We start from the raw sequence: 16,315 nt of genomic DNA, 5'->3' as shown, positions 1-16,315 counted from the left end.
TGTAGTCATGAACGACTACACGCCGAACATCGACCGGGAAACCTGGGAACGTATCGGGCCGTTCGTCCGAGACGCCGTCTCTGTTGCTGCCCCCATGACCCCGTACTCGTCAGAGGTCCTCATTCGAGCTGCGGCGCATTTCGTCGCGTGGTGCATGCGGCGTGGCTGGCCACTCGACGCGGAAACGGTCTGGTCGAGGCAGGCTATCGACCTCTACGTCAACGACAAGCGCCTCAGACTGGCCGACGGCACCCGCCGTAACTACCGCGGCTACCTCATGCGCATCTCCGAGGTCCTCCTCCCCGAGGAGCACGGCGAGAAGATGACCGCTCTCAACCGCAAGACCACCGCTCCCCCGTACACGCCGGAAGAGATGTCTGACTTCCGTCACTGGGCTGTCGCGCAGCGCACGCCTCTCAAGGTGTACCGCGCCATGCTGACACTCATCTTCTGTGCGGGCGCAGGACTCCGCCCCGGCGAACTCGTCTCCGTTCGACAGGAGGACGTCGAGCTCACAGCCACCGGCGGCTACATCATCCATGCTCGAGGGGACCTCGAGCGCAGCGTCCCGCTGCTCAGCGAATGGGACGAGTGGATGGCCGCCGTCCTCGAGCAGATTCCTGCCGGGCACACCACACTATGGGGAACGCCGGACCGCGTCCGCCCATCCGCCGCCCTGTCAGCATTCACTCAACGCACTGATGGCAACTTTCCCGTCGGCGCGCGCCTGCGCGCCACATGGCTCGTCACCCACCTCCGCGCCATCGCCCACATTAAGTCAGTGTTCATCGCTGGGGGTTTCGAGAAGTTCGAACACCTCGGCCGGCTCCTGCACTACATCGCAGACGTTCCCGACACCGACTACATCGCCTTCCTGCGCGGGGAGGTCGAGCGGTGACCTCCGAATTGAACCTCGACGCGGAACTGCGCAACGTCATCGGTGTCGGCCACTTCGCCTACAAACGGGCGATGGCCGTGACCGGTGAGATGCCCATGGACCTGTTCAACAGCTTCGTCGACATCGTCGACCGCTCCGGCGTCCCCCAGGCACTGCAGAAGTGGGCAGGCCAGGAGCGCAAGAAGGCATCAGGTCGAAAAGCGCTCATTCCTTTCAGGGCCGTCCTGGTCGTGGAGCTGATCAGCGCGGTGTGGAACAAGGGAGCGCAGTACGCCGAGTTCGCCGACACGCTCGCGCACCGTCTCACCCCGGAACAGTTCGAATCACTCGGTATCCGGTGGGAGGAAGCCGACGAAGAAACCTGGTACCACCGACACTGGCGAGCGAAGAAGCGGCTCAGCACACTCGTCGACCCGTACTACCGCACCCAGAAGAGGCGGCGACTCACCCTCGTAGAGCAGGTCATCGCCGACGCCGCTCGCGACGAGAGTCGAGCCGACCGCAGCCGCTGGATGCGGCAAGCACTCGTCGATGCGTCCGTCGCGCTTCTCCCCCAGCGCTACCGCGACCGGTACACCGGAGATGTCTCCGTCGACTCGACCAACGTCCCCATCCTGGGCAAAGTGCACAGCCGCGCCACGACCCTCGTCCGCAGAGGCATCCCCATTCACTCCCAAGAAGTCATCGACGCCAGTACCCGCCTCGGTCCCGGCGGCCTGCTCACCAACGTCGACTTCTCCGCCGGCACCTACGACCACTCCCACCGCGACGACAAACCGAAAGATCCACCAATCCCCGCCTTCGAGATGGACATCGTCACCATGATGGACACGGAGGGGTACGACCAGAAACGCCATCCCGCATTCGCTCGACTCATCACCGGTGTTGGCTTCCACCGACCCGGCAACATCAAGCACGAGCCCCGCGAGGCGATGCATCAGCACTCCCGCAACTTCGAACAGCGTGGCATCGCTGCCGCCGACCGCGCGTTCAACGGGCAGAAGCCGGAGAACTTCCAACAGCCACTACGCGTGGACGGATGGGAGTTCGCGTTCGACTACAAAAAGGACCAGTTCGGCGTCCAAGCGACAGTGCCCGGACACGCCGTCATCGTCGTCGATGGAGCGCTGTACGTGGCCTACATGCCCAAGCGCCTGCAGTACATCACCTACTGGTTCCACAACAACAAGCCCGACCCGGACACCGGAATGCCCGTCACCTGGCGCGACATCGAAGAAGCCATCGAGGCCCGGAAGGCATATGCGATGAAGCGCCACGGCAATATCCGAACAGAAGAAGCACACCGCGGAAAACAGCGCTTCACCTACCCTGACCCGCGCACCTACATGGCGTTTGACCCCGCGACCGGAAAGCGGGTCTCCGCGGCCAAGAACCCCCTGCGCGGAGGATTTCAGCTAGACCCCCACGGCGAAGTTGTCCGGCACCTCCAGCGCTACCCCTGGGGCACAGCCGAGTGGAAGCAAGCCTACGGCCAGCGCAACCAGGTTGAATCCGTCAACAAGTCCATCAAGCACACCCGGTTCACTGACCTGGAATCCGCTGCGAAGCGACCCGGCCGAGGCGAGACGTATCACAGCATTGCCACCGCGCTCATGGCAGTCGCATACAACCTGCGCGCCCTCGTGCGCGCCCTCATCCAAGAATGCACACCGCCAGGAAAACGACGCCGAAAATCGAAGAAGAAATTCTCGGCGGCGAACCTTCCGAACGTGCGCCCAGCGACCACAGAAGCGCTCGCCCCGCCCGCGTAGGTAGGGAACGCCCCCGAACCGAACAGACGGACCATCAGCCCCATCACGGGGCTAATTGTCGTGCCCTGACCCCTCGGCGAGCGCGGACCTGGGCCCATGAACGCGACTCAAAGACAAAATGAAGCGGCGGCCGCCTCGATTTCCATCGAAGTCAGCCGCCGCTTACGAATTTCATGAAGTGATTCACGGATTTTCATGAACCACCCCTGTGCGCGAGGGGGGACTTGAACCCCCACGTCCTTACGGACACTGGCACCTGAAGCCAGCGCGTCTACCATTCCGCCACTCGCGCGTGTGTCTCGTTCCGAAGAACTCAACTTCCCAAAGATATCATGCGTTTTCGGCCTCGTTGCACATGCCTGGAGGGTCATCGGCGGCGTTCCCCCAGGACACCTGGCTACGATGTGTCTACCAGTCGGCATGCCAGAGGAGCCCAGTGGGACTACTTGACAGCTTTGAGAAGGGTCTCGAACGCGCAGTTAACAGCGCGTTCGCCAAGACCTTCCGCAGCGGCATCCAGCCAGTGGAGATCGCTTCGGCGCTGCGGCGCGAAGCCGACACGAAGGCTGCGGTCGTCAGCCGCGACCGCATCATCGCCCCCAACAGCTTCGTCGTGCGCCTCAGCGCCGACGACGCCGAACGGATGCGCGGGCTCGGTGGCGCCCTCACGGACGAGCTGCACGCTCTTCTCACCGCGCACGCCAAGTCCCAGGGATACAGCTTCTCCGGACCGCTCTCCATCACTCTCGAGGCCGATGAGAAGGTCGCCACCGGCACGGTGCGTGTGAGCTCGGGAACGGTCGAAGGTCGTGTGTCCTGGCAGGCCGTGGTCGACGTCGACGGCCGTCGTCACTCGATCTCCCGCGCCCGCACGGTGATCGGCCGCGGCTCGGATGCCGACATCACGATCGCCGACGCCGGTTCGAGTCGGAAGCACGCCGAGATCCTGTGGGATGGCGAGCGCGCCATGATGCGCGACCTCGGCTCCACCAACGGCACGAAGGTCAACGGCCAGAAGCTGCGCGAAGCCGCGCTCCCGAGCGACACCACCATCACGATCGGACGCACCGATCTGGTGTTCCGCATCGTGCCGGTCGCGTCACCCTCACGTCCTGCACCCCGCGGCGACGACGCCACCCGAGCGTTCGGAGCCCTCGGGTGAGTGAACTGATCCTCCTTCTGCTCCGCATCGGGTTCCTCATCCTGATGTGGTTCTTCGTGTTCGGGGTCGTGTATTCGTTGCGTGCCGACCTGTTCGGCGTGCGAGTGCGCAAGCTCCCCGCAGAGGCGGCGGCAGGGTCGGCCGCCGCGCCGGTCGCAGCCCCCGCAGCACCGGTGGCGAAACCGGCATCCGCTCGCCCTTCCACCGGTCCGGCCACGGTCGCGACCGCCAAGCGGCTCGTGATCACCTCCGGCCCCAAAGCGGGCCTCGAGCTGCCGCTCAGCGCCGACTCCCTCACGATCGGCCGCTCCAGCGAGTCCGCTCTCGTGATTCGCGACGACTACACGTCCAGTCACCACGCGCGCCTGATGCTGCGCGGCGACAGCTGGGCGATCCAGGATCTCGACTCCACCAACGGCACCTTCGTCGCGGGCCAGCGCGTCTCCGGCTCGCCCGTCGCCCTCTCGCTCGGCACCCCGATCAAGGTGGGCGCCACGACCTTCGAGCTGCGAGCCTGACGCCGGCATGGTCTTCGAGGGCTCGAGCGTCGCGATCTCCCACACCGGGAAGGTCCGCTCCAACAACCAGGATTCCGGATACTCCGGGGCGAATCTCTTCGTCGTCGCCGACGGCATGGGCGGGCACGCCGGCGGAGACGTCGCCTCCAGCATCGCGATCCAGCGTCTGGAGCCCCTCGACCAGCCCTATGCGTCGACCGAAGACGCGCAGGCCTCGCTGCAGGCCGCCGCGACCACCGCAGCGGGCGACCTGATCCGCGCCGCGAAGGACCGCCCGGAACTCGCCGGCCTCGGCACCACGGTCAGCGCGATCATCATGGTCGACGAATACGCGGTCATCGGCCACATCGGCGACTCGCGCATCTACCTGTACCGCGACGACGCACTGACGCAGATCACCGCCGACCACACCTTCGTGCAGCGTCTGGTCGATTCGGGCCGCATCACGCCGGAGGAGGCGCGCTACCACCCCCGCCGTTCCGTGCTCATGCGCGTGCTCAGCGACATGGACTCCGATCCCGAGCTCGACATGTTCGTGATGCACACGCAACCAGGCGACCGGTGGCTGCTCTGCTCCGACGGCCTCTCGGGCGTGGTCGACGAACCGCACATCCTCAAGGCCATGCAGCTCGGCCTCGCGCCCGGCCGCACCGCCGACAACCTCCTCAAGCAGGCTCTCGACGGCGGCGCGCCCGACAACGTCACGATCGTCCTCGTCGACGTGGGCGGGCAGCATCCGATCCACTCGGGCACCCCCACGATCGTCGGCTCGGCATCGAACCCCGACGGCGTCTACGTGCCTCCGGTCCGACCTCCGCGCGGCAACTGGCTGCACCCGGTGCGCCAGGCCGCGAACGAGCCGAGCCACTTCGAGCCGGCTCCCGAGTACCTCGAGGAGCTGATCGAGGAAGATCGCCGTCGCGCCAAGCGCCGTCGTCTCGGCTGGATCGCCGGTGCCCTCGTGGTGATCGTGATGCTCGGCGTCGCCGCCTTCGCCGCCTACAGCTGGACCCAGACGCGCTACTTCATCGGCGCCGACGAGGACAGCGTCGTGATCTTCCAAGGCGTGCAGCAGAACATCGGGCCGATCACGTTGTCGACTCCGGTCGAAGACACTGACATCCTCCTCGCAAATCTGCCTCCGTATCAGCGGGCATCGGTCGAGCGCACCATCACCGCACGATCTCTGTCCGACGCGATGGCGATCGTCGACCGACTCCGCGCCGGGGCCGACGCGAACACGATCGAGACCCCGCTGCCCACCCCCATGCCGACTCCTGTCGACACGCCGGCCGGGGGTGAGGGATGAGCACCGACGTCGCCGCCGACACCAGCGTCATCAAGGCGCTCAAGCGCATCCGGATGCCGCAGAACCAGCGCAATCGCGAGTTCTGGCTGCTGCTGTTCGCCTGCGCGATCAGCGGAGCCGCCCTCACGCTCGTGCAGCTGGGCGCACTGGGCGTGATCGACCCGATGATCCTGGCGATCGGCGGCGGTCTCGCCGCCCTCGCATTCGCCCTGCATATCGTGCTCCGCTTCGTCGCGTCCGACGCCGACCCGTTCGTCGTGCCCATCGCGACCCTCCTCACCGGCCTCGGCATCGCGATGATCTATCGGATCGACATCGCCTTCGAGAACACCGGCTGGAACGCCTACTCGACCAAGCAGCTCGCGTGGACCGCGATCTCGCTCGCGGGTGCGATCGCGGTCGTCATCCTGTTGCGCAACTACCGCGTGCTGTTCCGGTACACCTACATCTTCGGCCTCGCCGGAATCCTGCTCCTGCTGCTGCCGTTCGTCCCCGGGCTGCGCATCCCCGATGCGAATGCGGCGGTCTGGGTGTCGCTCGGCGGTGCCTTCGCCTTCCAGCCGGGCGAGCTCGCCAAGATCTGCCTGGCGATCTTCTTCGCCGGCTATCTGGTGCGCACCCGCGAGAGTCTGACGTCGGTCGGCAAGCGGGTGCTGGGCATCACCTGGCCCCGCATGCGCGAGCTCGGACCTGTGCTCGTCGTCTGGCTCATCTCGCTGGGGATCATCGTGTTCCAGCGCGACCTCGGAACCGGAACCCTGATCTTCGGGATGTTCGTCGCGATGCTCTATGTCGCGACGGGGAAGACCAGCTGGGTGCTCATCGGCCTGGCCCTCGTGGTCGCCGGCGTGGCACTCGCGACGCAGATCCTCAGCTACGTGCAGGGACGCTTCATCAACTGGCTCTTCCTCTTCGACGCCGACCAGGTCGATCCCGACGGCGCCGGCTACCAGCCCATGCAGGGACTCTTCGGCCTCGCACGCGGCGGACTCATGGGCACCGGCTGGGGCCAGGGCCGTCCCGAGGTCACCCCGCTGGCCCACAGCGACTACATCATCACCAGCCTCGGCGAAGAGCTCGGCCTGATCGGGCTGTTCGCGATCCTCTGCCTCTACATGGTGTTCGTCAGCCGCGGCATGCGCATCGGTCTCGCGGGTCAGGACGATTTCGGAAAGCTGCTCGCCACCGGACTCTCGTTCACGATCGCTCTGCAGGTGTTCATCATGGTCGGCGGCGTGACCCGCCTCATCCCGCTGACCGGTCTGACCACTCCTTTCCTCGCCGCGGGTGGCTCCTCCCTCGTGGCCAACTGGCTCATCGTGGCGCTGTTGCTGCGCATCTCCGACGGTGTGCGCCGTCAGCCCCGGGTGGTGATCGGCTGACATGACCAAGGAACTCCGTCGCCTCAGCATCATCATGCTGTTCATGTTCATCGCACTGTTCGCCGCGACCAGCTGGATCCAGGTCGTCGAGGCGGATGCGCTGGCCCAGAACAGCAACAACAAGCGCACGCGCCTCGACAGCTACGAGATCCAACGCGGATCGATCATCGTCGACGGGGTCGCGATCGCCAACTCGGTGCCGAGCGACGACCGGTACCAGTTCCAGCGCGTCTACACGGATGCGGCGCTGTGGGAACCGGTCACCGGTTACTTCAACCCCGCCTTGGGCTCGAGCACCGGCATCGAGAAGGCCATGAACGCCGAGCTCTCCGGCACGGGGTCGAACGCGTTCCTCGGCGAGGTCGAGCGCATCCTCTCCGGCCAGCCGCAGCGCGGATACAGCGTCGAGCTCTCTCTGAACACCGCGGCGCAGCGGGCTGCCTACGAAGCCCTCGGCGACCTCAAGGGCGCGGTCGTGGCCATGGACCCGAAAACCGGACGCATCCTCGCGATGGTCTCGACTCCCGGCTTCGACACCAACTTGATGGCGACGCATGATGCGAACGCTGCGAACGCGACCTACGATCAGCTGGTCGCCGACGCGAACAAGCCGTTGTCCAACCGGGCGATCGCCGGTGACTTGAACCCTCCCGGCTCGACGTTCAAGGTCGTGGTCGCGGCTGCGGCCTATGCAACTGGCAAATGGACTCCGGATTCCACGCTGCCCAACCCGATCGCGTATACCCTTCCCGGTTCGAGCAACCGCGTCTCTAACGCCTGGGGGGGCACGTGCGGTCCGGGTGAGACCGTCACGATCGCCGAGGCGATCCGTCTGAGCTGCAACATCCCGATGGCCGAGCTGGCCGTAGAGCTCGGTGATGACACCATCCGCGAGATGGCGGACAAGCTGGGCTTCAACCAGTCGTTCGACACGCCGCTCACGTCGACGCCGTCGAGCTACCCGCGCGGCCTCGACGACGCCCAGACCGCGCTGACCGGATTCGGTCAGGGAAAGGTCACGGCGACCCCGCTGCAGATGGCCATGGTCTCGTCCGGATTGGCGAACGACGGCATCGTGATGAATCCGCGGATGGTCGACGCCGTCATCGGCAACGACCTCTCGGTCATCAAGGCTTTCCAGGACAGTGAGTTCGGACGTGCGATGGATGCCGACGTGGCGAACAACGTGACCGCGGCGATGGTCGCGAGCGTCGCAACGGGCGCGGCCCAGGGTGCAAGAATAGACGGGATCGACGTGGCCGGTAAGACGGGCACCGCAGAGAACGGAAACAGACCGCACACGTTGTGGTTCACCGGCTTCGCGCCGGCGAACGACCCCGCGGTCGCAGTAGCGGTCGTCGTCGAAGACGGCGGCGGACAGGGACAATCAGGGAGCGGCGACACCATCGCGGCTCCGATTGCGAAGAAGGTCATAGAGGCGGTGCTGGGCAGATGAGGCCGACGCAGGGTGTGTCGTTCGGTGGTCGTTACGAGCTGCAGTCGCGTATCGCGATCGGTGGCATGGGCGAGGTATGGGAGGCGACGGATCACGTCATCGGACGTACCGTCGCCATCAAGATCCTCAAGGACGAGTACATGGGGGACCCCGGGTTCCTCGAGCGTTTCCGTGCCGAGGCGCGGCACGCTGCTCTCGTCAACCATGAGGGCATCGCCAGCGTGTTCGACTACGGCGAGGAGAACGGCAGCGCCTACCTCGTCATGGAACTGGTGCCGGGCGAGGCACTCTCGACCGTGCTCGAGCGCGATGGTGCGCTCAGCGCCGACAAGACTCTCGACATCGTCGCCCAGACGGCTTCCGCGCTGCAGGCAGCCCACGCGGCCGGTCTCGTGCACCGCGACATCAAGCCGGGAAACCTGCTGATCACGCCCGACGGCCGCGTCAAGATCACCGACTTCGGCATCGCCCGCATCGCCGACCAGGTGCCTCTCACCGCGACCGGCCAGGTCATGGGCACGGTGCAGTACCTCTCGCCCGAGCAGGCGTCAGGTCACCCGGCATCGCCAGCGACCGACACCTACTCGCTCGGCATCGTCGCGTACGAGTGCCTGGCGGGCAAGCGTCCTTTCACGGGCGAGTCGCAGGTGGCCATCGCGATGGCGCAGATCAACGAGCAGCCGCCGCCCCTGCCTCCGACCGTCCCGATCCCGGTGCAGAACCTGGTCATGGCGATGATCGCCAAGAAGCCCAGCGATCGTCCCTCGTCGTCCGCGACGGTGGCACGAGCGGCCCAGGCCCTTCGCCGGGGCGATCTGAACTCCGCGGCCATCGCTGTGCCGGCGATCGCGACCGGTGGTATCGCCGGCGGCGACGACGCGACCCGACTCCTGAATGCCTCCGGCGACGACGGCACCACGCGCATCCTTCCCACCACCGCTCAGCTTCCCACGGAGGAAGCCGTGGAAGAGGAGAAGAAGAAGAAGAAGCGCAGCCCCTGGACCTGGCCGCTGATCGCTCTGATCGCGCTGCTGGTGATCGTGCTCGGCGGCACGGTGTGGGCGATGCTCGCGAACCAGGGCGGCGACGCCGACCCCACGGGGTCGCCGAGCAGCAAGCCGACCCAGACGCAGACGACTCCACCGCCGAACACCCCGACGCCGGAGGTGACGCGAGTGGATGTGACCGCCCTGAACCTGAACGGCATGGACTGCGGCGCGGCCACCTCCACGCTCAAGGGCGCCGGCTTCAACAGCGAGATCACCTGTGTCGACGGAGACCCGGCACCCAGCGATGAAGAGGTCGGAAAGGTCTACCGCGTGGCTCCCACCGGCAACGTGGAGACCACCCAGGCGATGACCCTCACGGTCTACGCCGCTCGTGCCGGTCTGCCGACCCCGACCGACGCCCCGACCATCACGGGCAACCCTGTCGCCGGCTCGACGGTGACCATCTCCTGGGGCACCGGATTCACCTGCCCCAGCGGAACCACTCTCTCCGGCTACGTCGTGTCGGTCCAGAACGGCACCTTCGTCTCGGGCGGCCCGAACTTCCAGCCGACGCAGCGCAACACGCAGGTGAAGATCGCCGACGCCGCGGGACAGCAGCTCATCGTCAGCTACCAGGGCATGTGCTCCGGCGGCGACCAGCGCACCTCCGCCGCGTCTCCGCCGCTCTCGGTGACGATCACGGCGGCCACCGACCCCGGCGATGGGAACAGCGGCACCGACGGGTAATCTGTAGTTCCAGTTCAGCAAGCGTAGTTTCCAGGGGGGTCTTCCGTGTCCACAGAGCCACAAGTCATCGCGGGTCGGTACCGCGTCGACGAGCTCATCGGGCATGGCGGAATGGCGAAGGTGTACCGCGGGTACGACCTGACGCTCGGGCGCGAGGTCGCGATCAAGATCCTCGATGCCGACCTTGCGCGCGACACCACCTTCCGTAACCGGTTCCGCCTCGAGGCCCAGGCGGCGTCGCGCATGTCGCATCCGTCGATCGTCCGCGTGTTCGACGCCGGCGACCCTTCGACGAGCGAGATCGGCTCCACGGAACCGCCGTACATCGTGATGGAGCTCGTCAAGGGCACCCTCCTCAAGGACATCATCGCCGCCGGCCCGGTGCCGGCCACCGATGCGGTCCGCTACGTCGACGGAATCCTCGAGGCGCTCGACTACTCGCACCGCGCCGGTGTCGTGCATCGCGACATCAAGCCCGGCAACGTGATGGTCACCGACAAGGGTCAGGTCAAGGTGATGGACTTCGGCATCGCCCGAGCCGTCTCCGACTCGTCGTCGACCGTCGCCGAGACCACCCAGATCATCGGGACCGCCGCCTACTTCTCACCGGAGCAGGCGAAGGGCGAACCCGTCGATGCTCGTGCCGACCTCTACTCCACCGGTGTCGTGCTGTACGAGCTGCTCACGGGGCGGCAGCCGTTCCGTGGCGAGTCGCCGGTAGCGGTCGCCTATCAGCACGTCAGCGAGACTCCCGTTCCTCCCACCGAGGTCAACGAGGACGCCCCGCGGAATCTCGACCCGATCGTGCTCCGCGCGCTCGCCAAGGACCCGTACCAGCGCTATCCGGATGCCGCGCACTTCCGCGCGGCGCTCGATTCCGCGATGACGGGAAACGCTCCGACCCGCAAGGAGCTCGGTGCGCTGACCAGCGAGCTGTACGGGGCGAGCCCGCGGCAGGCGCAGGAGACCGCGCGATCGCTTCGCCAGTTGAGCACGGACACGACCATGACCAGAACCCAGTCCGGTCCTCCGGTCGCCTGGATCTGGGCGGGCGTGGCGCTGCTCGCCGTGTTGTTGGCCTCCGTGCTGTTCTGGGTCGTCACGATTAGCATGCGGCCCACTGAGGTGTCGAGCACGTCGCGCACCATCCCCAACCTCGTCAACGTGTCTTCGGAACGGGCGCAGGACGACCTCGCCGCACTCGACCTCTCATCGAAGATCGTGATCGAGACGAGCTCCGAGGTGACGGAGGGGAACGTGATCCGCACCGACCCCGAAGCGGGAGTGTCGGTGGAAGAGGGTTCCACGATCACCCTGTACGTCTCCAAGGGCGAGGAGACCGTGGTGATGCCGAAGATCGAGGGGATGGCCCTCGACGATGCCACGAAGGCCCTCACGGCGGCCGGCCTCGAACTCGGGACCGTCATCCAGCGCAACGACAAGGCCCTGGCGACGAACACGGTCATCTCCGCCAGCGAGAAGGCCGATGCGGAGTTGGATCCGGGAACCGTCGTCAATCTCGTCGTGGCCAGCGGCAAGGTCACGCTGACCGACCTCGTCGGCTGGACCGTCGATGCCGCCACGACAAACCTCACGGACCTCGGTCTGGTCGCTGTGCCGACGGAGACCGCGGAGTGCCCCGCGACGGAGCCGACCACGGTCCACTCGATGTCGGTGGCACCGGGTGACGTTCCGGTGGGCTCCTCGGTCCAGATCTTCTTCTGCACCGGATAGCACCGTCGGGCGTATGCCCCCGCCCGACGCTGTTCAGCGAGCCAGCGGGTGAAGTTCCTCAGCGCGCCCGACGGCGTTCTCGTCGCCGCACAGCTCCAGCCAGTTCGCCAGGAGCCGGTAGCCTCCCTCGGTCAGCACGCTCTCCGGATGGAACTGCACGCCCCAGAGGGGCTGATCGCGGTGAGCCAGAGCCATCACGGTTCCGTTCTCGGTCCAGGCGGTCACGACGACTTCGGAGGGCAGATCGGAGGCCGCCAGCGCGAGGGAGTGGTAGCGCCCGGCGTCGAACGGCGAAGGGATCCCGGTGAACAACGCGGAGCCGTCGTGCGTCACCGCCGAGACCATGCCGTGCATGAGCTCGGGCGCTGCGGCGACCGGAGCCCCGAACGCCTCGCCGATCGTCTGATGCCCGAGGCACACCCCGAGCGTCGGCACCCGCAGGCGGGCGGCGATGCGCACCGCGTCGAGCGACGCCCCCGCGTCGACGGGTGCACCGGGGCCCGGAGAGAGCATCAACGCGTCGTACTCGGGAAGGATCCGCTCCAGCTGAGCCGCATCCGTGGCATCGGATTCGATCATCACCGTGTGCGCGCCGAGCTCGCTCAGGTATCCGACCAGTGTGTGCACGAAGCTGTCGTGGTTGTCAACCACGAGAACTCGCGTCATTCGACGTCGACCTCACCGGGGGCGATGATCGGGCTCACCCAGGGGAACACGTACCAGAACAGGCCATAGAGCACGGCGGCGATGACGACCACGAGGATGAGCACACGCAGCCACCACGGTCCGGGCAGCAGGCGCCAGAGTGCGGCGTACATCAGTCTTCTCCCTTATGACGGTCCACGATCACACGGATGGTGCGGCCGGCGGGGGCGGCGGGTCGGTCAGCGCGGTCGGCGGTCCCTCGGCCCGCGGCTGGAAGCTCTCGAACACCCCGTAGGCGACGATGCGCTCCGCCAGCGAGTACAGAGGCGAGCAGGCGGTGAGGGTGATGTACTGCTCGCCGGTCTGCTGCTCCGGCATCTGCGGCACATCGGCGAGCACATCGGTCTGCGAGGGCTTCACGTACTCGAGCGTACGGAAGCGGTAGGTGTACCAGCCGTCGGGCGTCTCGACGACGATCGCGTCGTTCAGCTGCAGCTTGTCGAGTTGGTTGAACGGCTTGCCCCACGTCGTGCGGTGCCCGGCCAGGGAAAAGTTTCCGACCTCGCCGGGCATCTTGGAGTTCGTATAGATTCCGATGCCCTGCTGATCGAGCGTGCGCGCACGGCTCGTGCCCCCGAAGATCCCGAAGTTGTACTCGGCTCCGAAACGGGGGATGTGCATCTGGCCGAACCACTGCGCGTCGGCCGGGGCTGCGGGCACGGGTGGGATGTAGGTGGAGGTGCCGTCTTCGCCCTCGACGACCGGGGGGAGCGCGGGTGCCTCCGCCTGCGCGAGGGCTTGGGAGACGGCGGCACCCTCGTCGTTCTTCTGTGCACTGATGATGATGTCGCCGATCCACATCTGCCAGGCCACGAAGAGGAGAACGACCACGCCTGCCGTCAGAAGGAGCTCGCCGAGTACGCTCGCGAACGTCGCACGGGAGCGTGGTCGCTGCCGGCGCGGACGTCGCCCCCCAGGCGCGACGGATGCAGTCATGCGGTGATCATATCCGGGAACGCTGGGCGGATGCCGTGGCGTCACCGTCTCGCCCTCTGTCCCAGGGCCTGCTCGACCTCGTCCGAGACAGGTCTCATGGGTACAATGACGGAATGGCACGTGACCGCAAGACTGAAGAACCCGCCGTCGAGCGCGCTGAAGGCGACGCCGCTCCCAACGCCGTGTGGTTCAAGCCGGTGATGATCGGGTTCATGCTCCTGGGTCTCGCCTGGATCCTGGTGTTCTACATCTCCGGCATGCAGTACCCGATCCCGGGTCTCTCCAATTGGAACCTGGCGATCGGACTCGGTATCGCGCTGATCGGATTCCTGATGACCACCCGCTGGCGCTGACGCCTCACTCCTTCTTCCAGAAAGGCCCTCTCGCGATGCGAGAGGGCCTTTCTCATGTCAGCAGCGAAGTACGACTCACGTAAGGGAACGGCCCCGTTCCCGCCCCACAAGCCACCCAGAGCGAAAGTTATCCACAGCCCTCTCCACAGCCTGGGGAGAATTACACCGTTGTTATTCACAGGGGTTAACAACCCTGTTAACAACTCTGGATCAGGACAAAAGGATGAGCGGCGGCACGAACGCCACCACAACGATCAACAGGACGACCAGAGCGGAGAGCAGCACGATTTGCAGGGTGCGCTGGTCTCGTCGCTTCGTCTTGACGTAGATGAACGCCACCAGGGCTCCGATGAGCAGGCCGCCGAGATGTGCCTGCCAGGAGATCCGTCCGCCGCCGAATACCAGGCCGTAGACGAAGTTGATGCCGAGGATCACGAGAAGACCCGTGACGTTGGCACCGAGGTGTCGACCGACGATGAGTAGAGCGGCCATCATGCCGAAGATCGCGCCGGAGGCACCGACGGTCGAGGTCAGCGGCGCGAGCACCGCCACCATGACCGAGCCGCCGAGACCACTGATGAGGTAGAGAGCGAGGAAGCGAACGCGACCGAGCATGGGCTCGAGGCTCTGTCCGAGCATCCACAGGGCCAGCATGTTGAGCGCGAGGTGGATGAAGCCGCCATGGGCGAAGATCGCGGTCAGCAATCGCCAGGGCTCGAAGGGCAGCGGCGACAGGTTCGGATACAGATACGGCGCCGCGAAGAGCAGTTGGCCGGTGATCTGCTCGCCGATACCAGGGATCAGCTGCAGCAGTCCGATGAACGACGTGACCGCGAGCAGCGCGTAGGTCACCAGCGGCTTGCCGCTGCGAGCCATCGCCATGCTCGCTCCACCGCTGCCGCCCCAACGACGGGCCGCCTTCTTCTGGGCCGGGGTGCGGTTCTTGCGGTCGGCGTTCATGCATTCCGGGCAGATGACGCCGACGGGCGCCTGCGTCTGGCACTCGGGGCAGATGGTGCGCATGCACCGTTGGCAGAGCACGAAGCTCTGCCGATCCGGATGCCGGTAGCAGAAGTTGTCGCGATTGCTCGTGAACTCAGGCGTGGTCATCCGGATCGGCCGCAGCTGTCGTCAGGCCGCGACGATGTCGATCGACTGCAGCACGACCGGCTCGACGGGACGGTCGCCCGCACCGGTCTGCACGGCGCCGATCGCGTCGACGACGGCCTTGGAAGCGTCATCGGCGACCTCGCCGAAGATCGTGTGCTTGCCCTGCAGCCACGGCGTCGGGTCGGTGGTGATGAAGAACTGCGAACCGTTGGTGCCCTCGGGCTTGCCGGTGATGGCGTTGCGGCGGAGACCGGCGTTGGCCATGGCGAGGATGTAGGGCTCGTTGAAGTTGAGCTCCATGTTGATCTCGTCGTCGAAGTTGTAGCCGGGGCCGCCGACGCCCTGTCCGAGCGGGTCGCCGCCCTGGATCATGAAGTTCGGGATGATGCGGTGGAAGATGACGTCCTTGTAGAGGGGTCCCTCGCCGGGCTTGCCGGTGGCGGGATCGGTCCACTCCTGGGTGCCGTCGGCGAGGCCGACGAAGTTCTTGACCGTCTTCGGGGCGTGGTCACCGAAGAGGTTGATGACGATGTCACCGTGGTTGGTGTGCAGGGTTGCGACATGAGAAGCGTGAGCCATGTCCTCATTCTCGCAGAGCTTCCGGTGAGTTGGCCGTGGTATCTACCCCTGATGAGGCGAAGAAGCAAGGGCCGGGCGATTCCCGCCCGGCTTCCAGCCTCTCGTGGCAAGATGGGGAACCCGTACTCCAATGGACAGGAGAGCATCGTGAGCCTCAGCCGCAAGCGGAAGAAGGAACTGCGTCGTCTTCAGAACGACGCGAACCAGCTCTGGGAGAACCAGCAGGTGCTCGTCGGTCACGCCGCCGATGTCGCCCGTGAGGCCGGCCGTCAGCTCGGCAACCTCAATCGTGAGCAGGTCGTGCCGGTCATCCAGGACACGTACAACCGCCGTGTCGCCCCGGTCGTCGACCGTGGCGTGAAGATCGGCAAGCACGTCGTCGACGACAAGTTCGTCCCGATCGTGGGCGGAGTTGTCGGTTCGGCACTCAGCGCGTGGGACGTCGCCAACGCCAAGCGCCACGGCGTCGCCGTGCAGGTGCGCAAGGCGACCAAGCCGCAGAAGTCGGGACCGGGCCTCGGCTCCGTCATCGCGATCATCCTCGGCGCTGCTGCGGCCGTCGGTGTGCTCTACGCCGCGTGGCAGACTCTGCGCGCCGACGATGAGCTCTGGGTCGCGGACGACCCGCTCGCCGCACCCGACGCGTGACCCCGTCTGATCCCGCC

Annotated in this window: 16 protein-coding genes and 1 tRNA gene; 11 read left to right on the top strand and 6 right to left on the bottom strand. The window is 66.2% G+C overall.

Annotated features, from left to right (window positions below):
• The first annotated feature begins 7 nt into the window (after positions 1 to 7).
• Both MST3598_RS00185 and MST3598_RS00180 read left to right on the top strand, forming a co-directional pair.
• The gene (locus MST3598_RS00185; protein WP_157749829.1) at positions 8 to 898 is read left to right on the top strand and encodes a hypothetical protein; all 891 of its coding nucleotides are present in this window, start codon (positions 8 to 10) and stop codon (positions 896 to 898) included.
• Entirely contained in the window at positions 895 to 2,670 is a 1,776-nt protein-coding gene (locus MST3598_RS00180) for a hypothetical protein (protein WP_096359259.1), read from the top strand. The genes MST3598_RS00185 and MST3598_RS00180 overlap by 4 nt, the downstream gene beginning before the upstream one ends.
• A 209-nt stretch (positions 2,671 to 2,879) precedes the next feature.
• On the opposite strand, the gene MST3598_RS00175 is transcribed toward MST3598_RS00180, so the two are convergent.
• Positions 2,880 to 2,962 (bottom strand) — tRNA-Leu (locus MST3598_RS00175).
• A 144-nt stretch (positions 2,963 to 3,106) separates the two neighbouring features.
• Here MST3598_RS00175 and MST3598_RS00170 point away from each other — a divergent pair.
• The 7 genes from MST3598_RS00170 to pknB are packed head-to-tail and all read left to right on the top strand — an operon-like array spanning position 3,107 to position 11,967.
• A complete protein-coding gene (locus MST3598_RS00170; protein WP_029259482.1) occupies positions 3,107 to 3,832 on the top strand; it encodes an FhaA domain-containing protein in 726 nt (241 codons plus the stop codon).
• Positions 3,829 to 4,350 carry an FHA domain-containing protein FhaB/FipA gene (locus tag MST3598_RS00165; RefSeq protein ID WP_021201356.1) on the top strand — a complete coding sequence of 174 codons (522 nt, stop codon included), beginning with the start codon at positions 3,829 to 3,831 and terminating at the stop codon, positions 4,348 to 4,350. Before MST3598_RS00170 ends, MST3598_RS00165 begins: the two co-directional genes overlap by 4 nt.
• A gap of 7 nt (positions 4,351 to 4,357) precedes the next feature.
• On the top strand, positions 4,358 to 5,659 hold the full coding sequence (locus tag MST3598_RS00160; protein WP_021201357.1) for a PP2C family protein-serine/threonine phosphatase: 1,302 nt from the start codon (positions 4,358 to 4,360) through the stop codon (positions 5,657 to 5,659).
• Positions 5,656 to 7,041, top strand: a complete 1,386-nt coding sequence (locus MST3598_RS00155) for an FtsW/RodA/SpoVE family cell cycle protein (protein ID WP_021201358.1) — start codon at positions 5,656 to 5,658, stop codon at positions 7,039 to 7,041. The genes MST3598_RS00160 and MST3598_RS00155 overlap by 4 nt, the downstream gene beginning before the upstream one ends.
• 1 nt (position 7,042) lies before the next feature.
• A complete protein-coding gene (locus MST3598_RS00150; protein WP_029259481.1) occupies positions 7,043 to 8,497 on the top strand; it encodes a peptidoglycan D,D-transpeptidase FtsI family protein in 1,455 nt (484 codons plus the stop codon).
• The gene (locus MST3598_RS00145) at positions 8,494 to 10,233 is read left to right on the top strand and encodes a protein kinase domain-containing protein (protein ID WP_036271635.1); all 1,740 of its coding nucleotides are present in this window, start codon (positions 8,494 to 8,496) and stop codon (positions 10,231 to 10,233) included. The genes MST3598_RS00150 and MST3598_RS00145 overlap by 4 nt, the downstream gene beginning before the upstream one ends.
• 45 nt (positions 10,234 to 10,278) lie before the next feature.
• The gene (gene pknB, locus MST3598_RS00140; RefSeq protein ID WP_029259479.1) at positions 10,279 to 11,967 is read left to right on the top strand and encodes a Stk1 family PASTA domain-containing Ser/Thr kinase; all 1,689 of its coding nucleotides are present in this window, start codon (positions 10,279 to 10,281) and stop codon (positions 11,965 to 11,967) included.
• A gap of 33 nt (positions 11,968 to 12,000) precedes the next feature.
• On the opposite strand, the gene MST3598_RS00135 is transcribed toward pknB, so the two are convergent.
• From MST3598_RS00135 to MST3598_RS00130, 3 genes are read right to left on the bottom strand one after another with little or no spacing between them, the layout of a single operon-like run.
• A complete protein-coding gene (locus tag MST3598_RS00135; protein ID WP_029259478.1) occupies positions 12,001 to 12,633 on the bottom strand; it encodes an anthranilate synthase component II in 633 nt (210 codons plus the stop codon).
• Positions 12,630 to 12,785, bottom strand: a complete 156-nt coding sequence (locus MST3598_RS18485) for a hypothetical protein (protein WP_021201363.1) — start codon at positions 12,783 to 12,785, stop codon at positions 12,630 to 12,632. Before MST3598_RS18485 ends, MST3598_RS00135 begins: the two co-directional genes overlap by 4 nt.
• 28 nt (positions 12,786 to 12,813) lie before the next feature.
• A complete protein-coding gene (locus tag MST3598_RS00130; RefSeq protein WP_029259477.1) occupies positions 12,814 to 13,608 on the bottom strand; it encodes a class E sortase in 795 nt (264 codons plus the stop codon).
• A gap of 113 nt (positions 13,609 to 13,721) precedes the next feature.
• Here MST3598_RS00130 and MST3598_RS00125 point away from each other — a divergent pair, with 113 nt between their 5' ends.
• Positions 13,722 to 13,961 carry a cell division protein CrgA gene (locus MST3598_RS00125; protein WP_021201365.1) on the top strand — a complete coding sequence of 80 codons (240 nt, stop codon included), beginning with the start codon at positions 13,722 to 13,724 and terminating at the stop codon, positions 13,959 to 13,961.
• Positions 13,962 to 14,171: 210 nt separating this feature from the next.
• Here MST3598_RS00125 and MST3598_RS00120 read toward each other — a convergent pair whose 3' ends face one another.
• Both MST3598_RS00120 and MST3598_RS00115 read right to left on the bottom strand, forming a co-directional pair.
• Positions 14,172 to 15,071 carry a rhomboid family intramembrane serine protease gene (locus MST3598_RS00120; protein WP_029259476.1) on the bottom strand — a complete coding sequence of 300 codons (900 nt, stop codon included), beginning with the start codon at positions 15,069 to 15,071 and terminating at the stop codon, positions 14,172 to 14,174.
• A gap of 21 nt (positions 15,072 to 15,092) precedes the next feature.
• Complete coding sequence (locus MST3598_RS00115) at positions 15,093 to 15,650, bottom strand: peptidylprolyl isomerase (protein WP_021201367.1); 558 nt, start codon at positions 15,648 to 15,650, stop codon at positions 15,093 to 15,095.
• A gap of 147 nt (positions 15,651 to 15,797) precedes the next feature.
• On the opposite strand from MST3598_RS00115, the gene MST3598_RS00110 reads away from it, so the two are divergent.
• The gene (locus MST3598_RS00110) at positions 15,798 to 16,298 is read left to right on the top strand and encodes a hypothetical protein (RefSeq protein ID WP_029259475.1); all 501 of its coding nucleotides are present in this window, start codon (positions 15,798 to 15,800) and stop codon (positions 16,296 to 16,298) included.
• The last annotated feature ends 17 nt before the right edge of the window (positions 16,299 to 16,315 follow it).

This window comes from Microbacterium sp. TPU 3598 (assembly GCF_002356155.1).
In the GTDB taxonomy this organism is placed as follows: Bacteria; Actinomycetota; Actinomycetes; order Actinomycetales; family Microbacteriaceae; genus Microbacterium; species Microbacterium maritypicum_A.
This window is presented reverse-complemented; position numbering and strand designations above follow the sequence as displayed.